21 protein-coding genes and 2 riboswitches are annotated in these 19673 nt (G+C 54.8%); of the genes, 4 read left to right on the forward strand and 17 right to left on the reverse strand.

The features are described 5' to 3' along the window. Positions 1-3: 3 nt before the first annotated feature. The 12 genes from G3578_RS06855 to G3578_RS06910 all read right to left on the reverse strand — a co-directional run bounded on the left by G3578_RS06855 (position 4) and on the right by G3578_RS06910 (position 10869). Entirely contained in the window at positions 4-870 is an 867-nt protein-coding gene (locus G3578_RS06855; protein WP_165210511.1) for a PP2C family protein-serine/threonine phosphatase, read from the reverse strand. After that, a complete protein-coding gene (locus G3578_RS06860; RefSeq protein WP_165210514.1) occupies positions 871-1185 on the reverse strand; it encodes an STAS domain-containing protein in 315 nt (104 codons plus the stop codon). Positions 1186-1200: 15 nt separating this feature from the next. After that, positions 1201-2793, reverse strand: a complete 1593-nt coding sequence (locus tag G3578_RS06865; protein ID WP_165210517.1) for a methyl-accepting chemotaxis protein — start codon at positions 2791-2793, stop codon at positions 1201-1203. Between the two features lie 61 nt (positions 2794-2854). After that, entirely contained in the window at positions 2855-5017 is a 2163-nt protein-coding gene (locus tag G3578_RS06870; RefSeq protein WP_165210520.1) for an HD domain-containing phosphohydrolase, read from the reverse strand. Between the two features lie 293 nt (positions 5018-5310). After that, positions 5311-5850, reverse strand: a complete 540-nt coding sequence (locus tag G3578_RS06875; protein ID WP_165210523.1) for a DUF5317 domain-containing protein — start codon at positions 5848-5850, stop codon at positions 5311-5313. A gap of 95 nt (positions 5851-5945) precedes the next feature. Continuing rightward, positions 5946-6029, reverse strand: a riboswitch (cyclic di-GMP riboswitch). Positions 6030-6111: 82 nt separating this feature from the next. After that, positions 6112-7044: an MBL fold metallo-hydrolase gene (locus G3578_RS06880; protein WP_165210526.1), complete on the reverse strand. Its 933-nt coding sequence runs from the start codon at positions 7042-7044 to the stop codon at positions 6112-6114. A gap of 128 nt (positions 7045-7172) precedes the next feature. Continuing rightward, positions 7173-8438, reverse strand: coding sequence for an ATP-binding protein (locus G3578_RS06885; protein ID WP_165210529.1), 1266 nt, complete (start codon positions 8436-8438; stop codon positions 7173-7175). Positions 8439-8552: 114 nt separating this feature from the next. Beyond that, positions 8553-8639, reverse strand: a riboswitch (cyclic di-GMP riboswitch). 212 nt (positions 8640-8851) lie between these two features. Continuing rightward, entirely contained in the window at positions 8852-9058 is a 207-nt protein-coding gene (locus G3578_RS06890) for a DUF1657 domain-containing protein (RefSeq protein WP_165210532.1), read from the reverse strand. 72 nt (positions 9059-9130) lie between these two features. Next, complete coding sequence (locus G3578_RS06895; RefSeq protein WP_165210535.1) at positions 9131-9700, reverse strand: manganese catalase family protein; 570 nt, start codon at positions 9698-9700, stop codon at positions 9131-9133. A gap of 18 nt (positions 9701-9718) precedes the next feature. Then, positions 9719-9970: a spore coat protein CotJB gene (locus tag G3578_RS06900; protein ID WP_165211012.1), complete on the reverse strand. Its 252-nt coding sequence runs from the start codon at positions 9968-9970 to the stop codon at positions 9719-9721. Positions 9971-9983: 13 nt separating this feature from the next. After that, a complete protein-coding gene (locus G3578_RS06905; protein WP_165210538.1) occupies positions 9984-10214 on the reverse strand; it encodes a spore coat associated protein CotJA in 231 nt (76 codons plus the stop codon). Positions 10215-10419: 205 nt separating this feature from the next. Beyond that, positions 10420-10869 (reverse strand): MarR family winged helix-turn-helix transcriptional regulator, encoded by a 450-nt coding sequence (locus G3578_RS06910; RefSeq protein WP_165210541.1) that lies wholly within the window; start codon positions 10867-10869, stop codon positions 10420-10422. A gap of 147 nt (positions 10870-11016) precedes the next feature. On the opposite strand from G3578_RS06910, the gene G3578_RS06915 reads away from it, so the two are divergent. Both G3578_RS06915 and G3578_RS06920 read left to right on the forward strand, forming a co-directional pair. Beyond that, positions 11017-11235: a hypothetical protein gene (locus tag G3578_RS06915; RefSeq protein ID WP_165210544.1), complete on the forward strand. Its 219-nt coding sequence runs from the start codon at positions 11017-11019 to the stop codon at positions 11233-11235. A gap of 15 nt (positions 11236-11250) precedes the next feature. Continuing rightward, the gene (locus G3578_RS06920) at positions 11251-11598 is read left to right on the forward strand and encodes a hypothetical protein (RefSeq protein ID WP_165210547.1); all 348 of its coding nucleotides are present in this window, start codon (positions 11251-11253) and stop codon (positions 11596-11598) included. 16 nt (positions 11599-11614) lie between these two features. Here G3578_RS06920 and G3578_RS06925 read toward each other — a convergent pair whose 3' ends face one another. Together G3578_RS06925 and G3578_RS06930 are read right to left on the reverse strand one after the other, a co-directional pair. Beyond that, on the reverse strand, positions 11615-12313 hold the full coding sequence (locus G3578_RS06925) for a response regulator (RefSeq protein ID WP_165210550.1): 699 nt from the start codon (positions 12311-12313) through the stop codon (positions 11615-11617). Further along, entirely contained in the window at positions 12310-13872 is a 1563-nt protein-coding gene (locus G3578_RS06930; protein ID WP_165210553.1) for an ATP-binding protein, read from the reverse strand. Before G3578_RS06930 ends, G3578_RS06925 begins: the two co-directional genes overlap by 4 nt. A gap of 126 nt (positions 13873-13998) precedes the next feature. On the opposite strand from G3578_RS06930, the gene G3578_RS06935 reads away from it, so the two are divergent. Together G3578_RS06935 and G3578_RS06940 are read left to right on the forward strand one after the other, a co-directional pair. Beyond that, on the forward strand, positions 13999-15048 hold the full coding sequence (locus G3578_RS06935; RefSeq protein ID WP_165210556.1) for a TRAP transporter substrate-binding protein: 1050 nt from the start codon (positions 13999-14001) through the stop codon (positions 15046-15048). A 132-nt stretch (positions 15049-15180) separates the two neighbouring features. Further along, positions 15181-16443: a dicarboxylate/amino acid:cation symporter gene (locus G3578_RS06940; protein ID WP_165210559.1), complete on the forward strand. Its 1263-nt coding sequence runs from the start codon at positions 15181-15183 to the stop codon at positions 16441-16443. A gap of 102 nt (positions 16444-16545) precedes the next feature. Here G3578_RS06940 and G3578_RS06945 read toward each other — a convergent pair whose 3' ends face one another. Genes G3578_RS06945 through G3578_RS06955 form a run of 3 tightly spaced genes read right to left on the reverse strand, consistent with a single transcriptional unit; the run spans position 16546 to position 19673 of the window. Further along, positions 16546-17706: a TolC family protein gene (locus G3578_RS06945; RefSeq protein ID WP_165210562.1), complete on the reverse strand. Its 1161-nt coding sequence runs from the start codon at positions 17704-17706 to the stop codon at positions 16546-16548. 24 nt (positions 17707-17730) lie between these two features. After that, positions 17731-18948 carry an ABC transporter permease gene (locus G3578_RS06950; RefSeq protein ID WP_165210566.1) on the reverse strand — a complete coding sequence of 406 codons (1218 nt, stop codon included), beginning with the start codon at positions 18946-18948 and terminating at the stop codon, positions 17731-17733. Then, the gene (locus tag G3578_RS06955; protein WP_165210569.1) at positions 18945-19673 is read right to left on the reverse strand and encodes an ABC transporter ATP-binding protein; all 729 of its coding nucleotides are present in this window, start codon (positions 19671-19673) and stop codon (positions 18945-18947) included. The genes G3578_RS06950 and G3578_RS06955 overlap by 4 nt, the downstream gene beginning before the upstream one ends.

Genomic DNA, 19673 nt, shown 5'->3' on the forward strand with positions numbered 1-19673 from the left:
GCATCACCACTTCCTTGCTGATTCGCCGGATGGAGGGAGATTCCCGTTTTTGCCCGCCTTGATAATCACCATGGTGATATCGTCCTTCTGCGGCAAATCTTCGGTAAAGTCCTGAATCGCATCAACCACCGTCTGTTCAAGCTGATTCACGTTTTGATCGCCATGCTTGTGCAGCAGCTCGATCAAACGCTGGCGCGAAAACTGTTCGCCCCGCTTGTTTTCCGCTTCGATAATCCCGTCGGTGTAAAAAAAGACAGTATCATCGGCTTCAAGTCGGATCTGGTTTTCCCCATATGTCTGTCCGGGCAGTCCCCCCAGCATGACGCCATTGTTTCTCGGAATCTCGCTGACGCCTCGGCTGCCTTTGACAAGAAGAGGCTGCGTGTGACCCGCATTCGCATAGGTGAACAGATTCGTCACCGGATTCCAGTCTGCACAAAATACCGTGACAAAGGAAGATAACGCGCGCAAATCCTCGTACAGGGCCTGATTCATGGCCGTTAGCGTCTCACCGGGACTTTTCGCGGTGGCTGATGCACTGCGGAAAGCTCCCCGGGTAAGGATCATCAGCATCGCTGCGGGAATTCCCTTTCCCATCACATCTCCGATCACGATGCGGATGCTCCCGCCCGGCAGCGGATAGAAATCGTAATAATCGCCGCCGATCAAGCGCGCGGGAATCGATCTTCCCGTCAATGCGCCTTCCCGCAGGTTCGGCTTCCTGCCGTTGAGCAATCGCATCTGAATATGTTTCGCCAGATGGATTTCCCGCCTTAGCGTCTTCTCCAGGTCTTCCAGCGATGAGCTGTCGGGGCGTCCCCAAGGGGAAGAAGCCCCCTGTCTTATTGGATCCAGCTCATTTGATCCCATTTACTTTTCCCCCTTCTGCAATGCTTCCAACACCCGCAGTACCCCCACCGTTTCGAACATATCGAGAATCTCTTCATTCATACCGGTTAAAGAAATAGGGAAACCCTGTTCCTGCGACAAGTGGATCGCCCGCAAGATCGCACCGATGCCGGTGGAATCGATGAACGTCAACCGGGAAAAATCGATCGTCAGTGACGACACGTCCTGTATCTCTTCCAGGGCAGCATCAAAGTTTTCGATGGTAAAGATATCAAGCACCCCTTCCACTTCCAGCACATGGTGGCGATCCGTTTGCACATGATGTATTTTTACCATAGTTGTACCTCCTGTCTACTCGCCCAGACGGAACATCCCTATTTTTTCCTTCAGCTCTTCCGTCAGGTGATCAATATTGTCAATAATTCCACTCAATTCGCTTAGCGAATCGTGGAAAGCAATACTGAGATTCACCAGATTGCCGGCATGTGAATGGGATAGAGCGGATAGCTGCTGCACCTTGTTGCCCATTGCTCCCACGCTTTCTTCCAGCGCAGCGAGATCTGCCGGGCTCCATTCCCCTTGCTGCAGCAGCTTCGTGGCAGCCTGTACGTATTCCTGGATGGTTTCCCCGCAGGCGTCCAGCTCGACCAGCAGGGCTTTGGACTCTTCCGTCATCAAGAGAGAACGGGTATTCATACTGTTGATCGACGCATAGACGCGCTGGGATAACAGGCTGGAGAGCACGTGCAGGGAATGGATTTCCTTTTTGATCTGCAGGATCAACTGCCGCATTTTTTCCGTCATCTGGCTGATCTTTTCCGCCAGCTGATCCCATTCGTTATTCTCGTGAATACGCAATGTTTGGGTCAAATCTCCGTCGGATACTCGGCTGATATGGTCGGCCATTTGCATGAGCGGCCTGAGCTGCCGCTTTGTCACCGCATGAAAGATCACGAAGAGCAGCAGCATCGACAGGCATTGGCCCGCGATCATGACGGTGATCAGCTGTGTCCGTTCCGCTTCCTGTTTCGTCAAGTCGGTGGTAAACACCATCACCCGATTTTGCGGCAAGGCGAGATAGATGCTGTTTTTTACCTTCCCCTCTCGTTCGAATCGGATGCTTTGCATTTGCTTGGTGCGCCACGCTTCTTCCAGCAGCTTCCCGTTCTCCGGGAGATCAGGGTCCAGTGTGCCATAGAGTACGGGAAGATCATTTTCCGGTTCAATCACTTGATTGTCGGCCCCCTTCAGGAACGCGGGCACATTGACAACGGCGATCCGATCGATCAGTGCGCTCTCCCTGCTGATCTGTTCAATCAGCTGGTTCGGGCCTGATTCGATGCTGAGCTGATACACTTTCTCCGCATCCATGTAAGGATTGATCATAAAGGGGGATGAACCGTCAAAATAGTAGGCATATTTGTAATAGCGCTGCTCCCATTCGGATTTGGAGATCGGCCCGACCCAAAAGTGATCGCTCCTGTATCCTTTTTCGACCGTCACCTGCTCCCGATTCATCAGCTGCTGAAAGGCGGTAAACCAATACCCCCAGCTCTTGGCGCTCAACCCCAGCTCGTGAATGTCGGTCGATTTGGCGATGACGATATCGTCTCCTTTTCGGACAAAAAGGGAGATGCCAGCCAGGTCGTACGTTTTCTTCAGGTCAAGCAGTTCCTGCAGGCTGATGGCGTCCAGCGATCTCCCCTTCAGCCGTTCCGCGATCTCCTTGGAAACGGTTTGCAAATGGATATCAATGAGGTGTTCGACGGTTTGGCTGGCTTTGTGGGACGATGCCATCGCCTCAAGCACCACCTTGCTGACCGTTTGAATCTCTTCCTGCTGGTCGGCATGGTATGCCCTGCTCAAGAGGACATAGAGGATGGCGATCATGGCAAAGCCCAGGAGATTGATCACCAGCCCAAAGCGTAACAGCAATTGCGTCATGATTCGACTGCGAGCAGCTTTCATCCCGTATCACCACAGGTTTGATATGACGTTATGGCCATTATGTACCGCCGCGCAGAACGGGCTGGACGGGTATCGACGACAGGGAATCAACGCTGTGCGGTGCATGGGAGAGACGGGGTTCCGCTTCCCTGTCGCTGTCCAGTTTTGCTTCCAACACAACCGTGGTCCCCTGCGGACCGGTACTCAGCACCACGCGGTTCATCAGCTTCAGCATGAGACTGAACCCATGTCCCATCGAGACTTTTGACGAATAACCCGTCATCAGGGTCGACTTGGGAATCTCGGACAACTCGATGCCGCTGCCGTTGTCCTCTACGATCACGCGCAGGAACGGCTCATCCACGAACAGTTTCATCCGGCCGTCGATGGCGTGTTTCAGTACATTGGTCGCCGCCTCCGAGGTACACAGCAGGATGCTGAACTTCATCTTCTCCGGTACGCCCAGTCGATCCAGATGCTTGGAGACCTGATCGCGGCAGATGGCCACGTCTTTCTTTGCCGTAATCGGCACTTCGGCCAGCAGTTCGGACCGATAGAACTGCGCGATCTCCTGGTCATCGGAAAGCAGCATTTTTCCCTGGGTGACGGAATAAATCACGTCCCGGTACAGCAGCTTGATCCGTTCTTCCTGCTTCTGCTCATAGTCAATGATGGTGGAGGCATCAAACAGGCTGAGATAGACGACATCCCGGTAAGGCACGCAGTATACGTCATACACCTTGCCGTTTGCCGTATCTTCCACGAATTCACGGACCTGGACGTGCTGTTCCCTTGCCCGCTTCACCAGCGGCAGGATGTGTTGCCCGAGCGGAATGTCGATTGGCTCCCCTTTGCCATTGCGGAAGGTATCGTCGTATACGGCAAGCAGACAGGCGCCAATCTTCTGCAGCAGCTTCGACTGATAGATTTTGATGCGGGCACCGCTTGGAGAAAGGGACGGTCCAACCACTTCCACCTGATTGTCGACTTGTGCCGTTTCCTCCGTCTCGATATGGAAATCGGCAATTTTCATGACCAATTTGACCAGCCTGGGATCAAGCTTGTTATCCGCCAGTTTGGCATACTCGCTTTTCGGATTTTTCCCCTTGGCATGATACAGCACATGGTCATATTCGTTGGCCGCTGCAATAATGCGGGCGCCAAGCGGAATTTCTTCCCCTTTTTTGCCGGTTGGATAGCCGCGGCCATCCCATTGTTCGTGGTGGTAAAGGACGAATTCGGCCGCCTTTTCCAGTCCGGAGATTTCTTTTACCATCTCCGCGCTGATTTCCACGTGCTTCCGGTGTTCCTTCTCTTCTTCCAGTGTGCGCGGTCCCCGCTTCTTGTAAATGCTGTCTTTCACCTGGACTTTCCCCAAATCATGAAACAACGCCGCGTAGTGAATGGCATCGATTTCCGTTTGGGATAATTTCAATTCTTCCGCGATCTGGCGGGCCAGCCGCCCTACCCGGGTGGCATGCCCGACGCTGATGGAAAGCTTGTCCTCCGTTATATTCGTGAAAGATTCCATCGACGTCAAGTAGGTTTTTCGCAATTCAATAAATAGTCGGAATGCATAGCGGAGAGCCAGGAAGATGAAAAAGATAAAGATGGCTTCGATCCAGAACTGCGTCTGGTTGTCTGCCCGAAAGGTAAGCACAAGGCGCAGCCCCAACGAGAAGGTTACCGTGTAGATCAGGGCGATGTCCTGCAAGCTGTCGTACCAGAGAACGAAGTAGTTCTTGTTTTGGATATGGGACAAGGCCACAAAGACCAGGCCTGAATTGACGAGGTTATACACCAACAGCGCAGCCAGAAAATGGGGCAAATCACTCCATGCAAAGCTGCCTGGCGTTCCCCCAAGCCATAGGTATGTATTGCCTGCTGCCGCAATCGAGAGCACAAATTGACCGATATTGAAAAGGATATAGGAAAGCTGCACCCGATCAAACACCGTGCTGCTTAACACTACGACGACCTCGACCATCATGGCTTCCGGCAGCCCGTAGCACAATAGCGCTGTAAATGTAAAAATCGCCGCCCCCGAGAACAGCGTCCCGTTTGGCAGTTCCACGAGATATTTTTCCATGAAACCGGCGATGATGGCCAGTATCATGACAGCGAGCAGCGAACCTGGATTCAGCTTGGGAAAATAACAGAAAAGCACAGCCATGCCGAGAGCAAATACCGTATAAAGATAGCTATTCAGTATCCTTGGCATGTCTGCACATCCTTTCTTTCTGATATGATAAAAAACGGGGCGCAAGCAGCATGTGAATTGCAGCAGGAATGATTTCTCTCTCTATCTTTCCTTCGATGATTGAAGCGGAATCTTCTCCCGCGCGCTTGAGCCGCAGGCTTGCATTACGGTTGTGCAGATCGGATTATTTCAGCGGAATCCTCGCGACGGCCGACAGCACCAGCGCGGCCATGGTCAGCCAGAACAGTATGTTCTTTTTCATCCGTCATCACCTTCTTCCACCTGACATCGCTTGCGCCCCGGAAAAAACGACTCTATTGCGTCATCCTTTTATAGAAGAACCAGGAGATCCCGCAGGTTGCAGCCACATCTCCCACACTCACCACCATCCTGCTGAAGACAAATGGCGGCCGCAGCGGGATGATATCCCCCAACAACGGCAGACGGGTCGCATCCGTCATTGCCTGATGCTTCGTGATCCCCTCCTGCAGCAGAGGGATGTAGGAGGATAAGCCCGCCCACTGCAGCGCATCGACGGAAACCGGCATCCTTCCGCCATTGGCCGTAATCACGATGAAGTTGAGAGCCATCCCGATGCCGAACAGCAGAAAACCCGGCAGCCTGCGATTCAGCCAGCAGCAGTAACTCAACAGCGCGTAAGAGAGCACGATCCAGATGGTAAACGTCTGCGCCATCCATTCCACCCGGTGATAGAGGCTCATTGCCGCGATCTGCATCAAGAGGCTGGCGATGATCAGGAACGGCTGCCTGATGTCAGTCTGCGCAAGCCGTTTGAACGATCCGCGCTTCCACAATGCGATCAACACAACGAGGAGCAGGTACTCGTATATCATGTTTTCCCTCCCATGTCCACGCGGCTGCCGCTCGCCGTATACCGAAAAATGGCAATAAAAATCCACCTTGAAGAAGGTGGGATTTTGCCAACCTTCCCGGCAACCCGGCTGCCATAGCATTCGCCTTAGGCCCGTGGCTTTGCGTCCTTGTCTTTCGAACAAGTTTGCCTTTTTCAGAAGCTTGTTTCTCTGTTTGTTTTGTTATGGTTGATATACCCAGCTATAAACCGCCATAAACCTCTTTTTATTAATAAAGTTTTCTCATCCTCCGCTCCTCACGATCTCTCCCAGCTTCGGGATGCACAATCGTTCCTGCGGCAAACCGCGCCGTTCCCACTCCGCCGTCAGCCGATCCAGCGCCTCTTTCGGGGTGTCATCCGCCAGACGGAAGGCACCGTAATGCATCGGAATGAATGTTTTCGCCTTGGCATCAAGAAACGCCTGCACCGCCTCTTCGGGGCTCACATGCTGCACGGACATGAACCATTCGGGTTCGTACGCCCCGATCGGCATCAGCGCATAATCGATCGCAAAACGTTCGCCGATCGCCTGGAAGCCGCGAAAATACCCGCTGTCTCCCGCGAAGTAAATCGTCTCCCCGCGGTCCTTCTGCATCACCCAACCGCCCCAGTGCGAGGCATTGGTATCCCACAGGGTTCTGCGCACCCAATGCTGGGCCGGCACAAAGGTAAAGGTGACATCGTTCACCCGATGCTCCTCCCACCAGGAGCATTCCCTGACACGGCGGAACCCTTTCCGATGCATCAATGATGCCAGGCCGGCGGGCACCAGATACAGCGGGTCCCCCTGCAATCTGCGCAAGGTGGCAAAGTGCAAATGATCGTAATGGCCGTGGGAGATCAGCACCAGATCGATCGCGGGCAGCTGCGCCAGCGGAAGACCCGGCTCGCTTAACCGTCGCTCCCAGCCCATCCGCCTGGCCCAAACCGGGTCCGTCAGGATGTTTAGCCCGCCGAGCTGCAGGAAAAAGGTGGCGTGGCCCACCCAGGTGAGGGTGGTATGCAGCCTGTTTGCCCGCAGAAAAGCCGTATCGGGTTCAGCCACCCGCGGGACCTGAAAAGACAGGGCCTTCTGTTTCGCTTTGCGCTCTTGCCGCCAGCGCCACAGCTCTCTCACCGATTTCAGGGGATTCACATCATCCAGATTGGCGTAACGAGGTCTGGAGGAGAACATTCACCATCACCTTTTTGTCATCCGAAATGCTGAAGTAGTCAACATGATAGCAAATTTTTCTCCGGTTTCACAATTGACCGGTGCACGCATGCGCTTCTCCGCGGCGTTCCGGTCCCGGGCACGCCTGCTCAATCCTCCCCGTGCCTGCGCGGCCTTTCCGCTTCGGTTGGCTTGCAAAATTCCAGTGCAACCGTCGTTCCGTATTGATCGCTTTTCAGGTAGACTCTGTCGCTAAACTTGGACATCAGGAGAAAGCCTGCGCCCATGGAGCCTGTTGTCGAATATCCTTTTAGAAGCGTTGCTTTCGGCAAATCCTGCAGCTCAATCCCTTTCCCCTGATCCGCAATGACGATCAGCATGCGGCTCTCGTCTGCCCAAACCTGCATATACCCCGTTTCCGCGTGCTTTAATGCGTTGGTGACAGCTTCCTGCACGCCCAGCAAAGCCCCGAAGTGAGCCTTCTCCGGGTAGCCGAAGCGCTCCAATTTCCTTTTTACCTGTTCCCGTATGTCCCGTAATGTTGTTGTGCTCTTCTGAAAAATGAGCTCGCTCTCCTTGACAAGCTCCTTCAGCTTGTCCTGCAATTCCTGCTGATCGATCAGCATGATTTTTCCATGGGTCAGCGCCCCGATGATCTCTTTATAATTGTTCCACTGTTCTTTCAGCAGGGCTTTTTCCTTGTTCACAATCTCCGTCACGTCAAAGATGACAAAACCGCCCACCTGGTGCTCGATGGGGATGGCGTGCACATCCACATATCTTCCGGAAGCGTTGTCGAAGAACATCTCCCGTTTGGGCGCATGTTCCTCCAGCGCTGCCTGCATGATCGCAAGCATCTCTTCTTCTTTCAAAAAGGCAGGTTTCTCCCCGGTCAGCCGGACAAGCCTCCCCTTCTCGTACTTATAGGTGGAACCGACGTTCAGCCGATCCAGGATCTCCGATTTGATCAGGGCATTGTACAATTCTTCCCGCAGATAATCTTTGATCTCCGTCCCGAGGTTTTCCGTCAGCTGACGGATCACGTCTTTTTTCTGCAGGAACAAATACTCGTATTCATCTTTCGAGAGACGGGTGTCTGCCGTTCCTTTCCGCATCACTTCCACAATATCGAAGGCAATCAGGCCGGTCCGTCTTTCCTGAAATACCGGTGATAACCGCGCCTTGATCTTTTGATCGATCTCCACGTCATAGATGGCGCTGGGAGCGTCTGTTTGGATCAACATCGCCACCCGGCTGACGGCGCACAATTTGCCGTGATAGGTTTTTGTGCCATCCACATTGCACAGTTTCACCGGCAGTGGGGGAACCACCTTTTTCCGCAGCGTTCCCCCATCAATCATCGATAAGCAGGCTTGACACGCCTCATTTTCCGGACACTCATTGCAAAGATTCATCGTACCGCCTCCTGTCTGATCGTCCCGACCTGCGGGCAAGAAGGTGGCATGAAAAAACAAACCACCGTCCGTAAAGAAGGTGGTTTGCATCTCAAGAATAGCAACATACCACTCTTCGGCAACCTGGCAACCATAGAAAATGCTTTCCTTAGGCCCATGGCTTTGCGTCCCTGCCTTTCGACAAGTTTGCGATTATCGGAGCAGTTTTTCTTTTTTCATGTTTCCGAGGGCCATGCGAACGACGCTGCCGCATGTTTGAATCCAATAGTCAATAATACTTCTTTCCTGGTACTTTTGTCTACCTCACAATTCGCACGAATGGCTTTTTTCCCGTTCAAACATGCTGCCCATAAAAAATGTTCCCGCACATGAAAAACGCCACCATCCGTTGATGGCGGCTGTCGTGTTTCCTGTTACTGCTGCTTGTATTGCGGCTCCTGTTCCTGAATGTACTGCAAGCGTTGGCTTAACTGATCACACACCGTTTTTTGCGTTTGGGCAAGGGAGTTGAACATGGCTTTCGCCGCTTGATCTTGGGTCTCCAGGGCAAACGAGTTCAGGTTGGCCAGAACCGATTGTGCGCTTGCAAGCGTCTGCTGCATTTTGACGCCTACTGTCATTGTGCATCACCTCCACAAAGTATGATGTACTTCGCGGGAGGTTCCTATGCGGAATAGATCGGTTCCCCGTCCTCAGAACACTTTCTTTCTCTCCTGCTCCTCCTTGATCAACTCCACGGCTTCCCGGAACCGCAGCGCATGGATAATCTCCCGCTCGCGCAGGAATTTCAGGCCGTCCTGCAGATCGACGTCATCCGTCATATCGATCAACCACTGGTAAGTGGCCCGCGCCTTCTCTTCCGCCGCGATGTCCTCATACAGATCGGCAATCGGGTCGCCTTTGGCCTGAATATAAGCGGCCGTCCAGGGAACCCCTGCCGCATTGCTGTAAAACAGCGCCCGGTCATGGTTGGCAAAATGGGCGCCCAGTCCTGCCGCTTCCATCTCTTCCGGCGTCGCATCCTTGACGAGTTTGTACACCATGGTGGCGATCATTTCGAGATGGGCAAATTCTTCCGTCCCGATGTCGGTCAACAGCCCGATCACCTTGTCGGGAATGGAGTAACGCTGGTTCAGATAGCGCAGCGCGGCCGCAAGCTCGCCGTCGGCGCCTCCATACTGTTCCATCAGAAATTTGGCCATTTTCAAATCGCATTTGCCTACCCGCACCGGATATTGCAGCTTTTTCTCGTAGATCCACATGTCGCGCTTCTCCTTCCGTTACACCTGCCATGGCCAGGGCGCGTCGACCCACTGCCAGGGGAATCCTGAAAAACTGTGACCGTAGTTCATCAACGGTCCGTATTGTCTCTCCAGTTCATGGGCGATCCTCCAGCGCTCCTGCACATGATGATTGAACTGTTGAAGCGCCTCGACATCGTTGGGATGGGTATCCAGGAACAGGTTCAGCTCGATCAGCACAAAATCAATCGCCTGGAGTTGATGCAGCAGATGATAGTACCGTTCGTCCATCTGTCTCGCGCTGTCACTCACAAGAATCACCCGCTCTCTGCTCACCTTGACCGTCATACGGACTGAACAAGGCCGGCCACAAGGTCCCCTTTCGCAGCGCCTTCATCGGGGGGAACTGGGGCAGATTGGGCGGCTGAAACACCAGAAACTGATTGGGCGCCACTACATATCTTTTGACGGTTTGCGGCCGACAGGGATCAAATGGACTGACATACGGTTTGTAAAATCTCCATTGCGAATCCAATCGCACCCCTCCTCAAATGGGTTATTGACTATCCGCAATCACTCTATGAGGCAAATACCCAAAACGTGTTAGGCGTCCGCCCAACCTTGCCTGCGCTTTTGCCCCCGCCGACTTAAGGGATCGCTCTACCCACTCGGCAATCGCTACAAAAAAAAGCCGCCCCGCCGCTGTGGCAGGGTGGCCGTGCAGCATAGCCGCTGCGTCCTCATCGCTTCCTTTCCTGATGATCCATGAACTGTTCCAGCAGATCGGAAATCCTTTCCAACGTCTGCGTCATCCGGTTGAGTTCCTCCGCTTCCACCTCGCGGAAAACCTCGCCGTACATCTCCAGCAGCCGCTCTTTCATCTGCCGCACTTTTTCCTCTCCCTTGCCGGTCAAGGTTACACAGACGACGCGCCGGTCTTCGTCGCTCCTTGTCTTCTGCACCAGCCCAAGCTGCTCCATTTTGTCCGAAAAGCCGGTCGCGGCGCCGGATGTGATCGCAAACAGATCGGCAATATCGGTAACCTTGAGCGGCCCGCGGTGCGCGAGATGAAACAGCAGAAAGATCATCGGCGGGGTCAACGCTTCCTTCGCGCTGACGAAATCGATGATGCGTCTCATCTGGAACTGCATCTTTCGCATGTTTTCAACAAATGGCTGGATATGTTCCATCCCTAACCTCCCCGATCCAAACTCCCCCGTCGAAACCGGTTACAACCATCCCCATGGCAGACCAACGGGCAAACGCGAGGGATAATATTCCTGATTTTTTGCAAACTAGAAGTACCCGTATTCCTTCAGGCAAAGGAGACATGCTTTGTGTACATACTTCTTCTGGGCATCGCCTTCCTTCTCATGCTGGCAGGTTTTCTGTATGCCATCCGCGTGATCAGGAGGCAGGAAAAACGCGAACTGGACAAGGATATCAGCCAGACGCTGGCCAGGCATCAGCTGTTGGCCAATCCCACGCTGATCGCGATGGGGCTGGCCATGCTGGTTTTGCTGGCGCTCCTGGTGATGGCTGTATTTCAGACGTAAGGAGGCTTTTTCCACATGGAGAAAAAAAGATACTACGTGTCGGTGCAGGCGGGTACGGTGATGGAACATCAGGGAGACGCGGCCTATGAATTCGAAATCGAGGCAACTCCCGACGATGTGGAAGTCCTTGGTCGCTTGTTCGCCCAAAAGGACTCGTATGATGTCGACTCGTTCTGGCGTTCCCACATTCCCGTCATTCCCTACCACATCGACACGGAAAACGACGCCCACGACAAGAGCCTGCAGGAGATCTACGCCATGATTTACCGGCTGGGCACGGAGGAAACCAGACAGCATATCGCTTCCATGAACCTGGATTTTGTGGATTTGGGCAATGAACATCGCCGCCTTCGTTCTCCGTAAACCTGCTGCCAGCACGTCACGGCCGGCTGCACATCACATAGCGATGGGTAGGCCTGCCGATGCCCCCGTATTCCACCGCCCTGCGCACACGGCCGTTCTTTTCCAGATAATCCAGATAGCGGCGGGCGGTCACCCGGGCGATCCCCACGTGTTCGGCCACTTCTTCCGCAGACAGGGGAGCGGATTGCCGCGACAAATAATCGATGATCTGCTGAAGCGTCACGGGATTTAATCCCTTCGGCAGGTCTTCCAACGCAAACGCGCTGCCCCCCTCTCTGCGGTGCAGCAGCTGATCCAGATGGGCCTGGGACATCTCCCCTTCCGCCTGCAGCTGCAGGCGGAAACGCCGGTAGTTTTCGAGCGCCTGCCTGATCCGCTCGAACGTAAACGGCTTGATGATGTAATCCACCGCACCGTGGCGCAGCATCGCATGGATGGTTTCGCTGTCCTTGGCGGCTGTGATCACAATCACGTCCACGGCCTGGTTCTCGGCGCGCAGCCGCCGGATGGTTTTGATCCCATCGGAGACCGGCATGAAAATATCCATGATCACCAGATCCGGTTTCAGCCGTTTCACCATCTCGACCCCATCCGCCCCGTTCCCCGCGACGCCTGCGACCGAAAAATACGGCACCTTCTCGATGAACTGCCGGTTCACCTCTTGCACCATGGGGTCATCCTCGATGATGACCACGCGGAACGTCTGCTTGGTCACTTGGGCTCCTCCTTCTTCATCGGGAACGAAATCAAAAAGCTTGTGCCCACCCCCGGCTCCGATTCGCAAGTAATTTCGCCGTTTCCCTTTTGCACCAGCTGCGCGACGAGGTAGAGGCCGATGCCCCTGTCGGCGGACTCTTTCGTGGTAAATCCCTGCTCCAGCATGCGCATTCGCGTCTCTTCGCTCATGCCGATGCCGTTGTCTTCCACCAGGATCGAGCAAACCTCGTCGTTTTGTTCAATGCTGATCATGATCTCTTTTTTCTCCCGGTCCGCCTGCTCCAGGGCATCAAACGCATTCTCGACCAGATTGCCCAGAATCAGCACGAAATCGTGGTGATCCAGCAATGGCGGAAAACGCTTCAGCGTGCTTCGCCTGTCGATGTGCACCTCGATGCCCAGTTCTTTCCCGCGGCTTACCTTGCCGAGCAAGAGGCCCGAAACACTCTGGTCCATGATGCGGTGTGACAGGAAGGAGGTCAGCTCCTCCTGCTTTTCGTTAACCTCCAGCAGGTACTGCAGGGCTTTTTCGGTCTGGTTCAGCTGCAGCAGCCCGGCGATGGTGTGGAGCTTGTTCCGGTGTTCGTGGTTCTGCACCCGCAGGGCATCGACGAAGGCCCGCACGCCTGTCAATTCCTCCGCCATGCGGGCCACCTCCGTCCGGTCCTGGAAAATGGCAATCGCCCCCACCGTCTTCTCGTTGACCTTGATCAGGAACCGGTTGGACCAGATCAGCTTGTTTTTCACATGCAGCTCCTGATGATAGATCGAGCGCTGCTTCTCCAATACTTCCGGCAGGCGCGTATCCGGGATAACCTCCCGGATCGGGCGTCCCAGCGGATCCCCTTCAATCTCGAAGATCTCCTTGGCCCGATCGTTGAAAATCGTAATCCGTTCTTCGTTGTCGATGGCGATTACCCCTTCATGCATGGCATGAAACGTGGCGGTCCGCTCCATCAGCCTCCTCGCGATCTCCTGCGGCTCCAGATTCAGCATCTGCTTTTTCAGATGCTTGGCCAGCTGGTAGGAGCCCCACATGCCGAACAGGATGGACAGCAGGAAGGTGATCGCAATGCTTTCGCGCTGATTTACCACCATCTGCGGCAGGCTTGGCAGCACATGGCCCGCCATGACGACCCCCACCTGCTGATGCTCGCTGTTCATAATGGGCACGTAGGCACGGAGGGCTACCCCCATCTCCCCCTTCACCTTCTGCAGATAGGTATGTTCGGCAAACGCCGGCTCCGCGTCCTTGCTGTGAAGGACTGTCCCCAGGCGCTCCTCCAGGGGATCGGCGAAACGGATGTGGTTCATGTCCAGCACCACGATATATGTGACCTGATTGACGATTCGGATCCTGTTGACCGCCGGGTTGATGCTCTTCCACCCCTCGGGCTGCGTGATCGCCTGCTGGATCAGCGGGAATTCCGCAACCGTCCGGGCGGTCGTCAGCAAGCGCTGCCCCAGCTCCGTTTCCTGGGTCCGGATCAGGCTGCCGACCAGAATGATGGCGCCGATCAAAAGCGAAAACAACGCGATCCCTGCGGAGAGCAGCATGATTTTCCATTGGATCTTGAGTCCTTTGACCAGTGGCGTACTTCCTTTCTTCCTCAAATACCTGTTAGGATATATTTTGGGACATCCCGTTTCGCAAATCAACCAGAGAAGCAGGGTGGAGCATAGATGAGGCCATTTGTCAGCATCGGCTTGATCGTTATCGTCGGGCTGCTTGCCGCTGTCCTGACCGGGTTCCGGACCGACCTGCTGTTCGGATCCAGGGGATACGACGAGGAGCAGGAAGGACTGAAGCAGCGGATCGTGATCAAATTCAGCCATGTCGTCGCGGAAAATACGCCCAAAGGGCTGGCCGCCGAGCGGTTCGCCAAGCTGGTTCGGGAAAAAACGAACGGCAGGGTGGAGGTACAGGTGTTTCCGAACGGCATCCTCTATTCCGATACAACGGAGATTCCCGCCCTGCTGGACGGAGAGATCCAGATGATCGCTCCCGCCTTCTCCATGCTGTCCAACGTGATTCCCGCCTGGTCGGTCATGGATCTGCCCTATGCGTTCCGCGACCAGCAGGATGTGGAGAAAGCCTTTCAGGGCGAGATCGGCAAGAAGCTGTTTCAGACCCTGGAGTCCCGGAACATGAAAGGGCTGGCCTTTTGGCGCAACGGGTTCAAGCAGATGACAAGCCGCAAGCCGATCCGCACCCTGGATGATTTTGCCGGCCAGCGCTTTCGCATCATGCAAAGCAAGGTGCTGGAAACGCAGTTCAGGACCCTGCACGCCACCCCTGTCAGCATGCCCTTTAACGAGGTGTTTCCCAATCTGGAGAAGGGGCTGGCGGATGGCGGGGAAAATACCATTTCCAATATCTACTCCAAACGGTTATACCAGGTGCAGAAATACATGACGATCAGCAATCACGGGTATCTGGGCTACGCCGTCATCATGAACGAATCCTTTTGGAACAAGCTGCCCCCTGATATTCAGGCGAAGATCATGGAGGCGATGGAGGAGACGACCGCCTGGAACTATCAAACGGCGTTGGCCATGAACGACAGCCAGCTGAAGCTGTTGAAAGAGCGGACCGATTTGCAGATCCATGTGCTCACACCGGAAGAAAAAGCCCAATGGCAGCAGGCGCTGCAGCCCGTCTATGCGGCGCATGCGGAAGCCATCGGAAAAGAGCTGATGACCAGCCTCGAGCAGTTGCGGAAGCAGAGGTAACGCGCTGCTCTTTTTTTGTGACCAAAACGCGACCAAAACGAACAATATGACCGTATTCTTCCCAAGCGTTCCCAAATCTTTTACAATGATCCCGTCGTTAAAGCGCTTACATTGCGGAAAGGATGTGAAACGATGCGGATCAATTTTCGGAATTTGACGGTACAGGTACTCATTGCAATTATCCTCGGTGTGTTGGTCGGCCACTTTTTCCCGAAATTCGGGGCAGAGCTGAAAGTGCTTGCCGACATCTTCGTCAAACTGATCAAGATGGTGATTCCTCCCATCGTCTTCTTTACGATCGTGACCGGAATCGCCGGCATGGGCGACATGAAGAAGGTGGGGAAAATCGGGGGAAAAGCCCTGATCTATTTTGAGATCGTTACCACCATCGCCCTCGCCATCGGGATTGTGGTGGTCAATCTGGTAAAACCCGGCGTTGGCATCGATATGAGTACCGCCGGCAGCCAGGACATCAGCAAGTACACCAAAGCGGCGGAAGAAACGAGCCACGGCTTCGTGGACTTTATCGTCAGCATCATCCCGGACAACTTTGTGGCCGCGATGGCGAAAGGGGATTTGCTGCCCATTCTCTTCTTCGCCCTGCTGTTTGGCCTTTCGCTGGCAGCGATGGGCTCCAAGGCCGATGCGGTCATCCAGCTGTTTGACAAATTGACCCACGGCTTTTTCGGCATCGTAAACATGATCATGAAGGTCTCCCCGATCGCCGCATTCGGCGCCATGTCCTACACCATCGGCAATTTCGGCATCGATTCCCTGTCCAACCTTGCCAAGCTGATGGCATCGGTATACCTGACGATGTTCCTGTTCATCATTGGCGTCCTTGGGCTGATCGCCCGCTACTATCAGTTCAACATTTTCTCGTTTATCAAATATATTCGCGAGGAAATCATGCTCGTGCTGGGTACCTCCTCCTCCGAGTCCGCCCTGCCGAGGATGATGGAGCGTCTGGAGAAATACGGCTGTTCCAAGTCCGTGGTGGGGTTGGTGATTCCGACAGGCTACTCGTTCAACCTGGACGGTACGGCGATCTATCTCTCCATGGCGGCCATCTTCATTGCCCAGGCATACGGCATCGATTTGACGATCTGGCAGGAGCTGACGCTTCTGGGGATCCTGATGCTCACCTCCAAAGGGGCTGCCGGCGTTACCGGTTCCGGATTTATCACCCTGGCCGCCACGCTGGCTGCCTTCCCGATGATTCCCGTGGAAGGGATTGCGCTCCTGCTGGGGGTTGACCGCTTCATGTCGGAGGCGCGGGCCATTACCAACCTGATCGGTAATGGTGTGGCTACCGTCGTCATAGCCAAGTCGGAAAACGAGTTCCATCCGGCCGATGCGGCGGAGAGGGAGAATGCGCCTGTGGTGAGTGCATAAGGCAGCCATGCGATGCCCAACCGGCTGTTCACACAAAGAACCCGTTCGTGACCGTGACGAACGGGTTCTTCTGCGTTTCGCCATCTTCGCGACGGGAAAAGGCTATTCCCCGACCGCGTTTTGCAGCGTAAGGACGGCGATATTGTAGTTTTTGACGGCTTCGTTATATTGATTCTCGCTCTTGGTGTATGCCTCTTCCACTTCGACGACTTCATAAGAGGTGGCCAAGCCGTTTTCATAACGGATTTTCATCGCCCGGTAGTTTTCGGCGGCCAGTTCTTTCGCCTTCTCGTACGTCTCCATATTGGTTTTCGAAGACTGCAGGTTATCAAAGGCCTGCATCACTTCAACCATGATGCCGCGCTTGGTTTCTTCCACATTGGCCTTCGCCTTTTCCAGCTGGTTGCGCGCGATTTTTCCCTGGTAACTGGAGAGGATCGAATACTTGCTGTAAAGCTCGACAGTGAGTTCTGCAAGTTTCTCTTCTTCCTGACTTTGCTGAATTTCATAGCGCTGTTTGAGCGCCAAGTCAAGCGCCTGCTCCAAACTCGTGATGTCCGGCTTCAGCAGCTGCGTGGAATCCTCCAGCTTCCACGATTTCGTCAGATCCACGCCCAGGTAGTGGTTCAGATTCAACCAGGCCGCTTTCAAACCGTTTTGCGCGCTCTCCAGCGAGGCTTTCGCATTCTGGACGCTCACTTCCGCTTGGGTAACGTCCGTCTTCGCGGCTGCTCCGGCTTCCAACTTTGCCTTCACCATGGAGAGATTGGTCTCCGCGCGCTGCAGGCTTTGTTCCTGCAGCTCCACTTCCTTTTGGGCGTTGATGCATGCATAGTAACGTTTTTGCACCTCGAGCTTGGCCGCGCTCTCTGCTGCTTTTAACGAGAGCTGGTTGATTTTCTTGGTTGCCTCGATTTGTGCCTCATTGTAGTATTTCTGTTTGGCCGCATCCACCGATTCGATGTCATCCCCATCGATCTCTTTCACCTGCGCCCTGACCAATCTGCCATTCGTATCTGCCGTATCCATATCAATCCGCAGCATGGCCAGGTCATGATTGGAGGCAAGCGCGATCTCAATGGCCTTGGCCAGCGTCAACGTTTCCGGGCTCTGTGACTGGCTCTGTGACGCAGAGGATGCCGGTGCCGAAAGCGTGCCTGGATCCGCGGCTGCGCTCCCCGCCAGGATCGGAGCGGTTGGCAGCAGGCAGGCAGCGGCCAGCGCAAGGGCTGCCCATCTTTTTTGCGCGTGGGGTCGTCTCATCTGTGCTCCTCCATTCTCCCGTGATTATTCGTACCGCAGCGCATCGATCGGTTTCAACTGAGACGCTTTCCGCGCCGGATAGACGCCGAAGATCACCCCGACCAGCATCGAGGACAAAAATGCATACAGCATCGGAGGCAGGCTGATGGACGTGGGCAAACCGGCGAGTTTGCCGATCAACAACACGCCCCCGATTCCCACCAGAATCCCCGCGATCCCCCCGAGCAGGCTTAAGGTCACGGATTCGATCAAGAACTGGCGCTGGATGTCCCAGCGGGTCGCCCCGATCGCCTTGCGGATGCCGATTTCGCGCGTCCGTTCCGTCACCGAGACCAGCATGATATTCATGATGCCAATCCCGCCCACAACCAGCGAGATGGCCGCGATGCCCGACAACAGGGCGGTCATCACGCTGGTCACACTCTGCGCCGTACTCAGAATGTCCGTTTGGGAGCGAATCTGGAAGTCATCGCTATCCTTCGGCTTCAGATGGTGCCGGGCTCTCAGCGTCGCTTGGACATCCGCCTGGGCCAGGGCCATCTGCTCCGCAGAGACTGCGGATACATAAATCGTGCCGACGTTTTTCCCCCCTGTTATCCTGTCCATGGCCGTCGTAACAGGGATAATCACTTTGTCGTCATTATTCGTCATCCCCGAGCTTCCCTTGCTTTGCAGGACACCGATGATTTCGAACGGAATCTTGTTGATTTGAATGGTTTGGCCGACGGGATTTGCCCCGGCGTCGCCAAACAGATTGCTGACCACTTCCGTTCCGACGACGGCCACATTGGCCCGTTCCTTCACTTCCAGATGGTTGAAAAATCTCCCCTGCTGCACGTCCGTGTTGCGCACCTGCAGATAGGATTCGCTGGTGCCTTCGAGCGAGGTCGAGTAGTTCTTGTTGCGCCAGACGAGTTGCGCCCTGCCGTTGATGCTGGGAGCCACCCCGGCAACGGATTCATTTTGCGCAATGGCCTCCGCATCCGCCAGCGTCAACGTGTTCAGCGACCCCGCGCCCAGGCTGATCTGCCCTTGTCTCGCCTGCCCCGGGGAGACGATCAACAGGTTGCTTCCCAGCCCGTTGATTTGCGAGGCGACATTGGCGGAAGCCCCTTCCCCGATGGCCACCATGGCGATCACGGCGGAAACCCCGATGATGATGCCCAGCATCGTCAGGAACGAGCGCAGCTTGTTGGTTTGGATGCTGCGCAATGAGACGCGTACGCTTTCCCAAAAATTCATGCCATCACTTCCGCTTCCTGAAGAGTGGCCCATCTTCTGGCGGTGACCAATTCGTTGGAAACCACCTGCCCATCCCGAAAACGGACGATGCGTTTCGCATATTCCGCAATATCCGGCTCGTGGGTAACCAGAATGATGGTCTTGCCTGCCTCGTTCAGCTGTTGAAAAATATGCATGATCTCCATGCTGGTTTTCGTATCCAGCGCACCGGTCGGTTCGTCGGCCAACAGCAGCACCGGATGATTGACCAGCGCCCGGGCAATGGATACCCGCTGCTGCTGTCCGCCCGACAGCTCATTGGGCTTGTTGGCAAGGCGATCGCCCAATCCCACGCTCTCCAGCGCCTGAATGGCCCTCTCCCGTCGTTCCTTCGCGGGTACCCCCGCATAGAGAAGGGGAAGCTCCACATTCTCCACCGCGCTCGTTCTCGGCAGCAGATTGAAATTCTGAAAGACAAAACCGATCTTTCTGTTCCGGATGATCGCCAGTTCATCATCATCTGCTTCCGATACGGGATGACCATCCAGGTAAAATTCTCCGGAAGTGGGTTTGTCCAGGCACCCGATCACATTCATCATGGTGGATTTGCCGGAGCCGGATGGCCCCATGATGGCCACAAAGTCTCCTTCTTCAATGGCCAGATTGACACCGCGGAGCGCCTGTATCTCCTGATCGCCGATCCGGTAGATTTTGGTGACGTTCTCCATCGCAATGACGGTTTTCAT

It is taken from the genome of Brevibacillus sp. SYP-B805, from assembly GCF_011059135.1.
Lineage (GTDB): Bacteria > Bacillota > Bacilli > Brevibacillales > Brevibacillaceae > Brevibacillus_F.

Coding starts and splice junctions, on each gene's coding strand:
- G3578_RS06855 (WP_165210511.1), bottom strand. CDS start 870: ATGGGATCAAATGAGCTGGATCCAATAAGACAGGGGGCTTCTTCCCCT.
- G3578_RS06860 (WP_165210514.1), bottom strand. CDS start 1,185: ATGGTAAAAATACATCATGTGCAAACGGATCGCCACCATGTGCTGGAA.
- G3578_RS06865 (WP_165210517.1), bottom strand. CDS start 2,793: ATGACGCAATTGCTGTTACGCTTTGGGCTGGTGATCAATCTCCTGGGC.
- G3578_RS06870 (WP_165210520.1), bottom strand. CDS start 5,017: ATGCCAAGGATACTGAATAGCTATCTTTATACGGTATTTGCTCTCGGC.
- G3578_RS06875 (WP_165210523.1), bottom strand. CDS start 5,850: ATGATATACGAGTACCTGCTCCTCGTTGTGTTGATCGCATTGTGGAAG.
- G3578_RS06880 (WP_165210526.1), bottom strand. CDS start 7,044: ATGTTCTCCTCCAGACCTCGTTACGCCAATCTGGATGATGTGAATCCC.
- G3578_RS06885 (WP_165210529.1), bottom strand. CDS start 8,438: ATGAATCTTTGCAATGAGTGTCCGGAAAATGAGGCGTGTCAAGCCTGC.
- G3578_RS06890 (WP_165210532.1), bottom strand. CDS start 9,058: ATGACAGTAGGCGTCAAAATGCAGCAGACGCTTGCAAGCGCACAATCG.
- G3578_RS06895 (WP_165210535.1), bottom strand. CDS start 9,700: ATGTGGATCTACGAGAAAAAGCTGCAATATCCGGTGCGGGTAGGCAAA.
- G3578_RS06900 (WP_165211012.1), bottom strand. CDS start 9,970: ATGGACGAACGGTACTATCATCTGCTGCATCAACTCCAGGCGATTGAT.
- G3578_RS06910 (WP_165210541.1), bottom strand. CDS start 10,869: ATGGAACATATCCAGCCATTTGTTGAAAACATGCGAAAGATGCAGTTC.
- G3578_RS06920 (WP_165210547.1), top strand. CDS start 11,251: ATGGAGAAAAAAAGATACTACGTGTCGGTGCAGGCGGGTACGGTGATG.
- G3578_RS06930 (WP_165210553.1), bottom strand. CDS start 13,872: ATGCTGCTCTCCGCAGGGATCGCGTTGTTTTCGCTTTTGATCGGCGCC.
- G3578_RS06935 (WP_165210556.1), top strand. CDS start 13,999: ATGAGGCCATTTGTCAGCATCGGCTTGATCGTTATCGTCGGGCTGCTT.
- G3578_RS06940 (WP_165210559.1), top strand. CDS start 15,181: ATGCGGATCAATTTTCGGAATTTGACGGTACAGGTACTCATTGCAATT.
- G3578_RS06945 (WP_165210562.1), bottom strand. CDS start 17,706: ATGAGACGACCCCACGCGCAAAAAAGATGGGCAGCCCTTGCGCTGGCC.
- G3578_RS06950 (WP_165210566.1), bottom strand. CDS start 18,948: ATGAATTTTTGGGAAAGCGTACGCGTCTCATTGCGCAGCATCCAAACC.
- G3578_RS06955 (WP_165210569.1), bottom strand. CDS start 19,673: ATGAAAACCGTCATTGCGATGGAGAACGTCACCAAAATCTACCGGATC.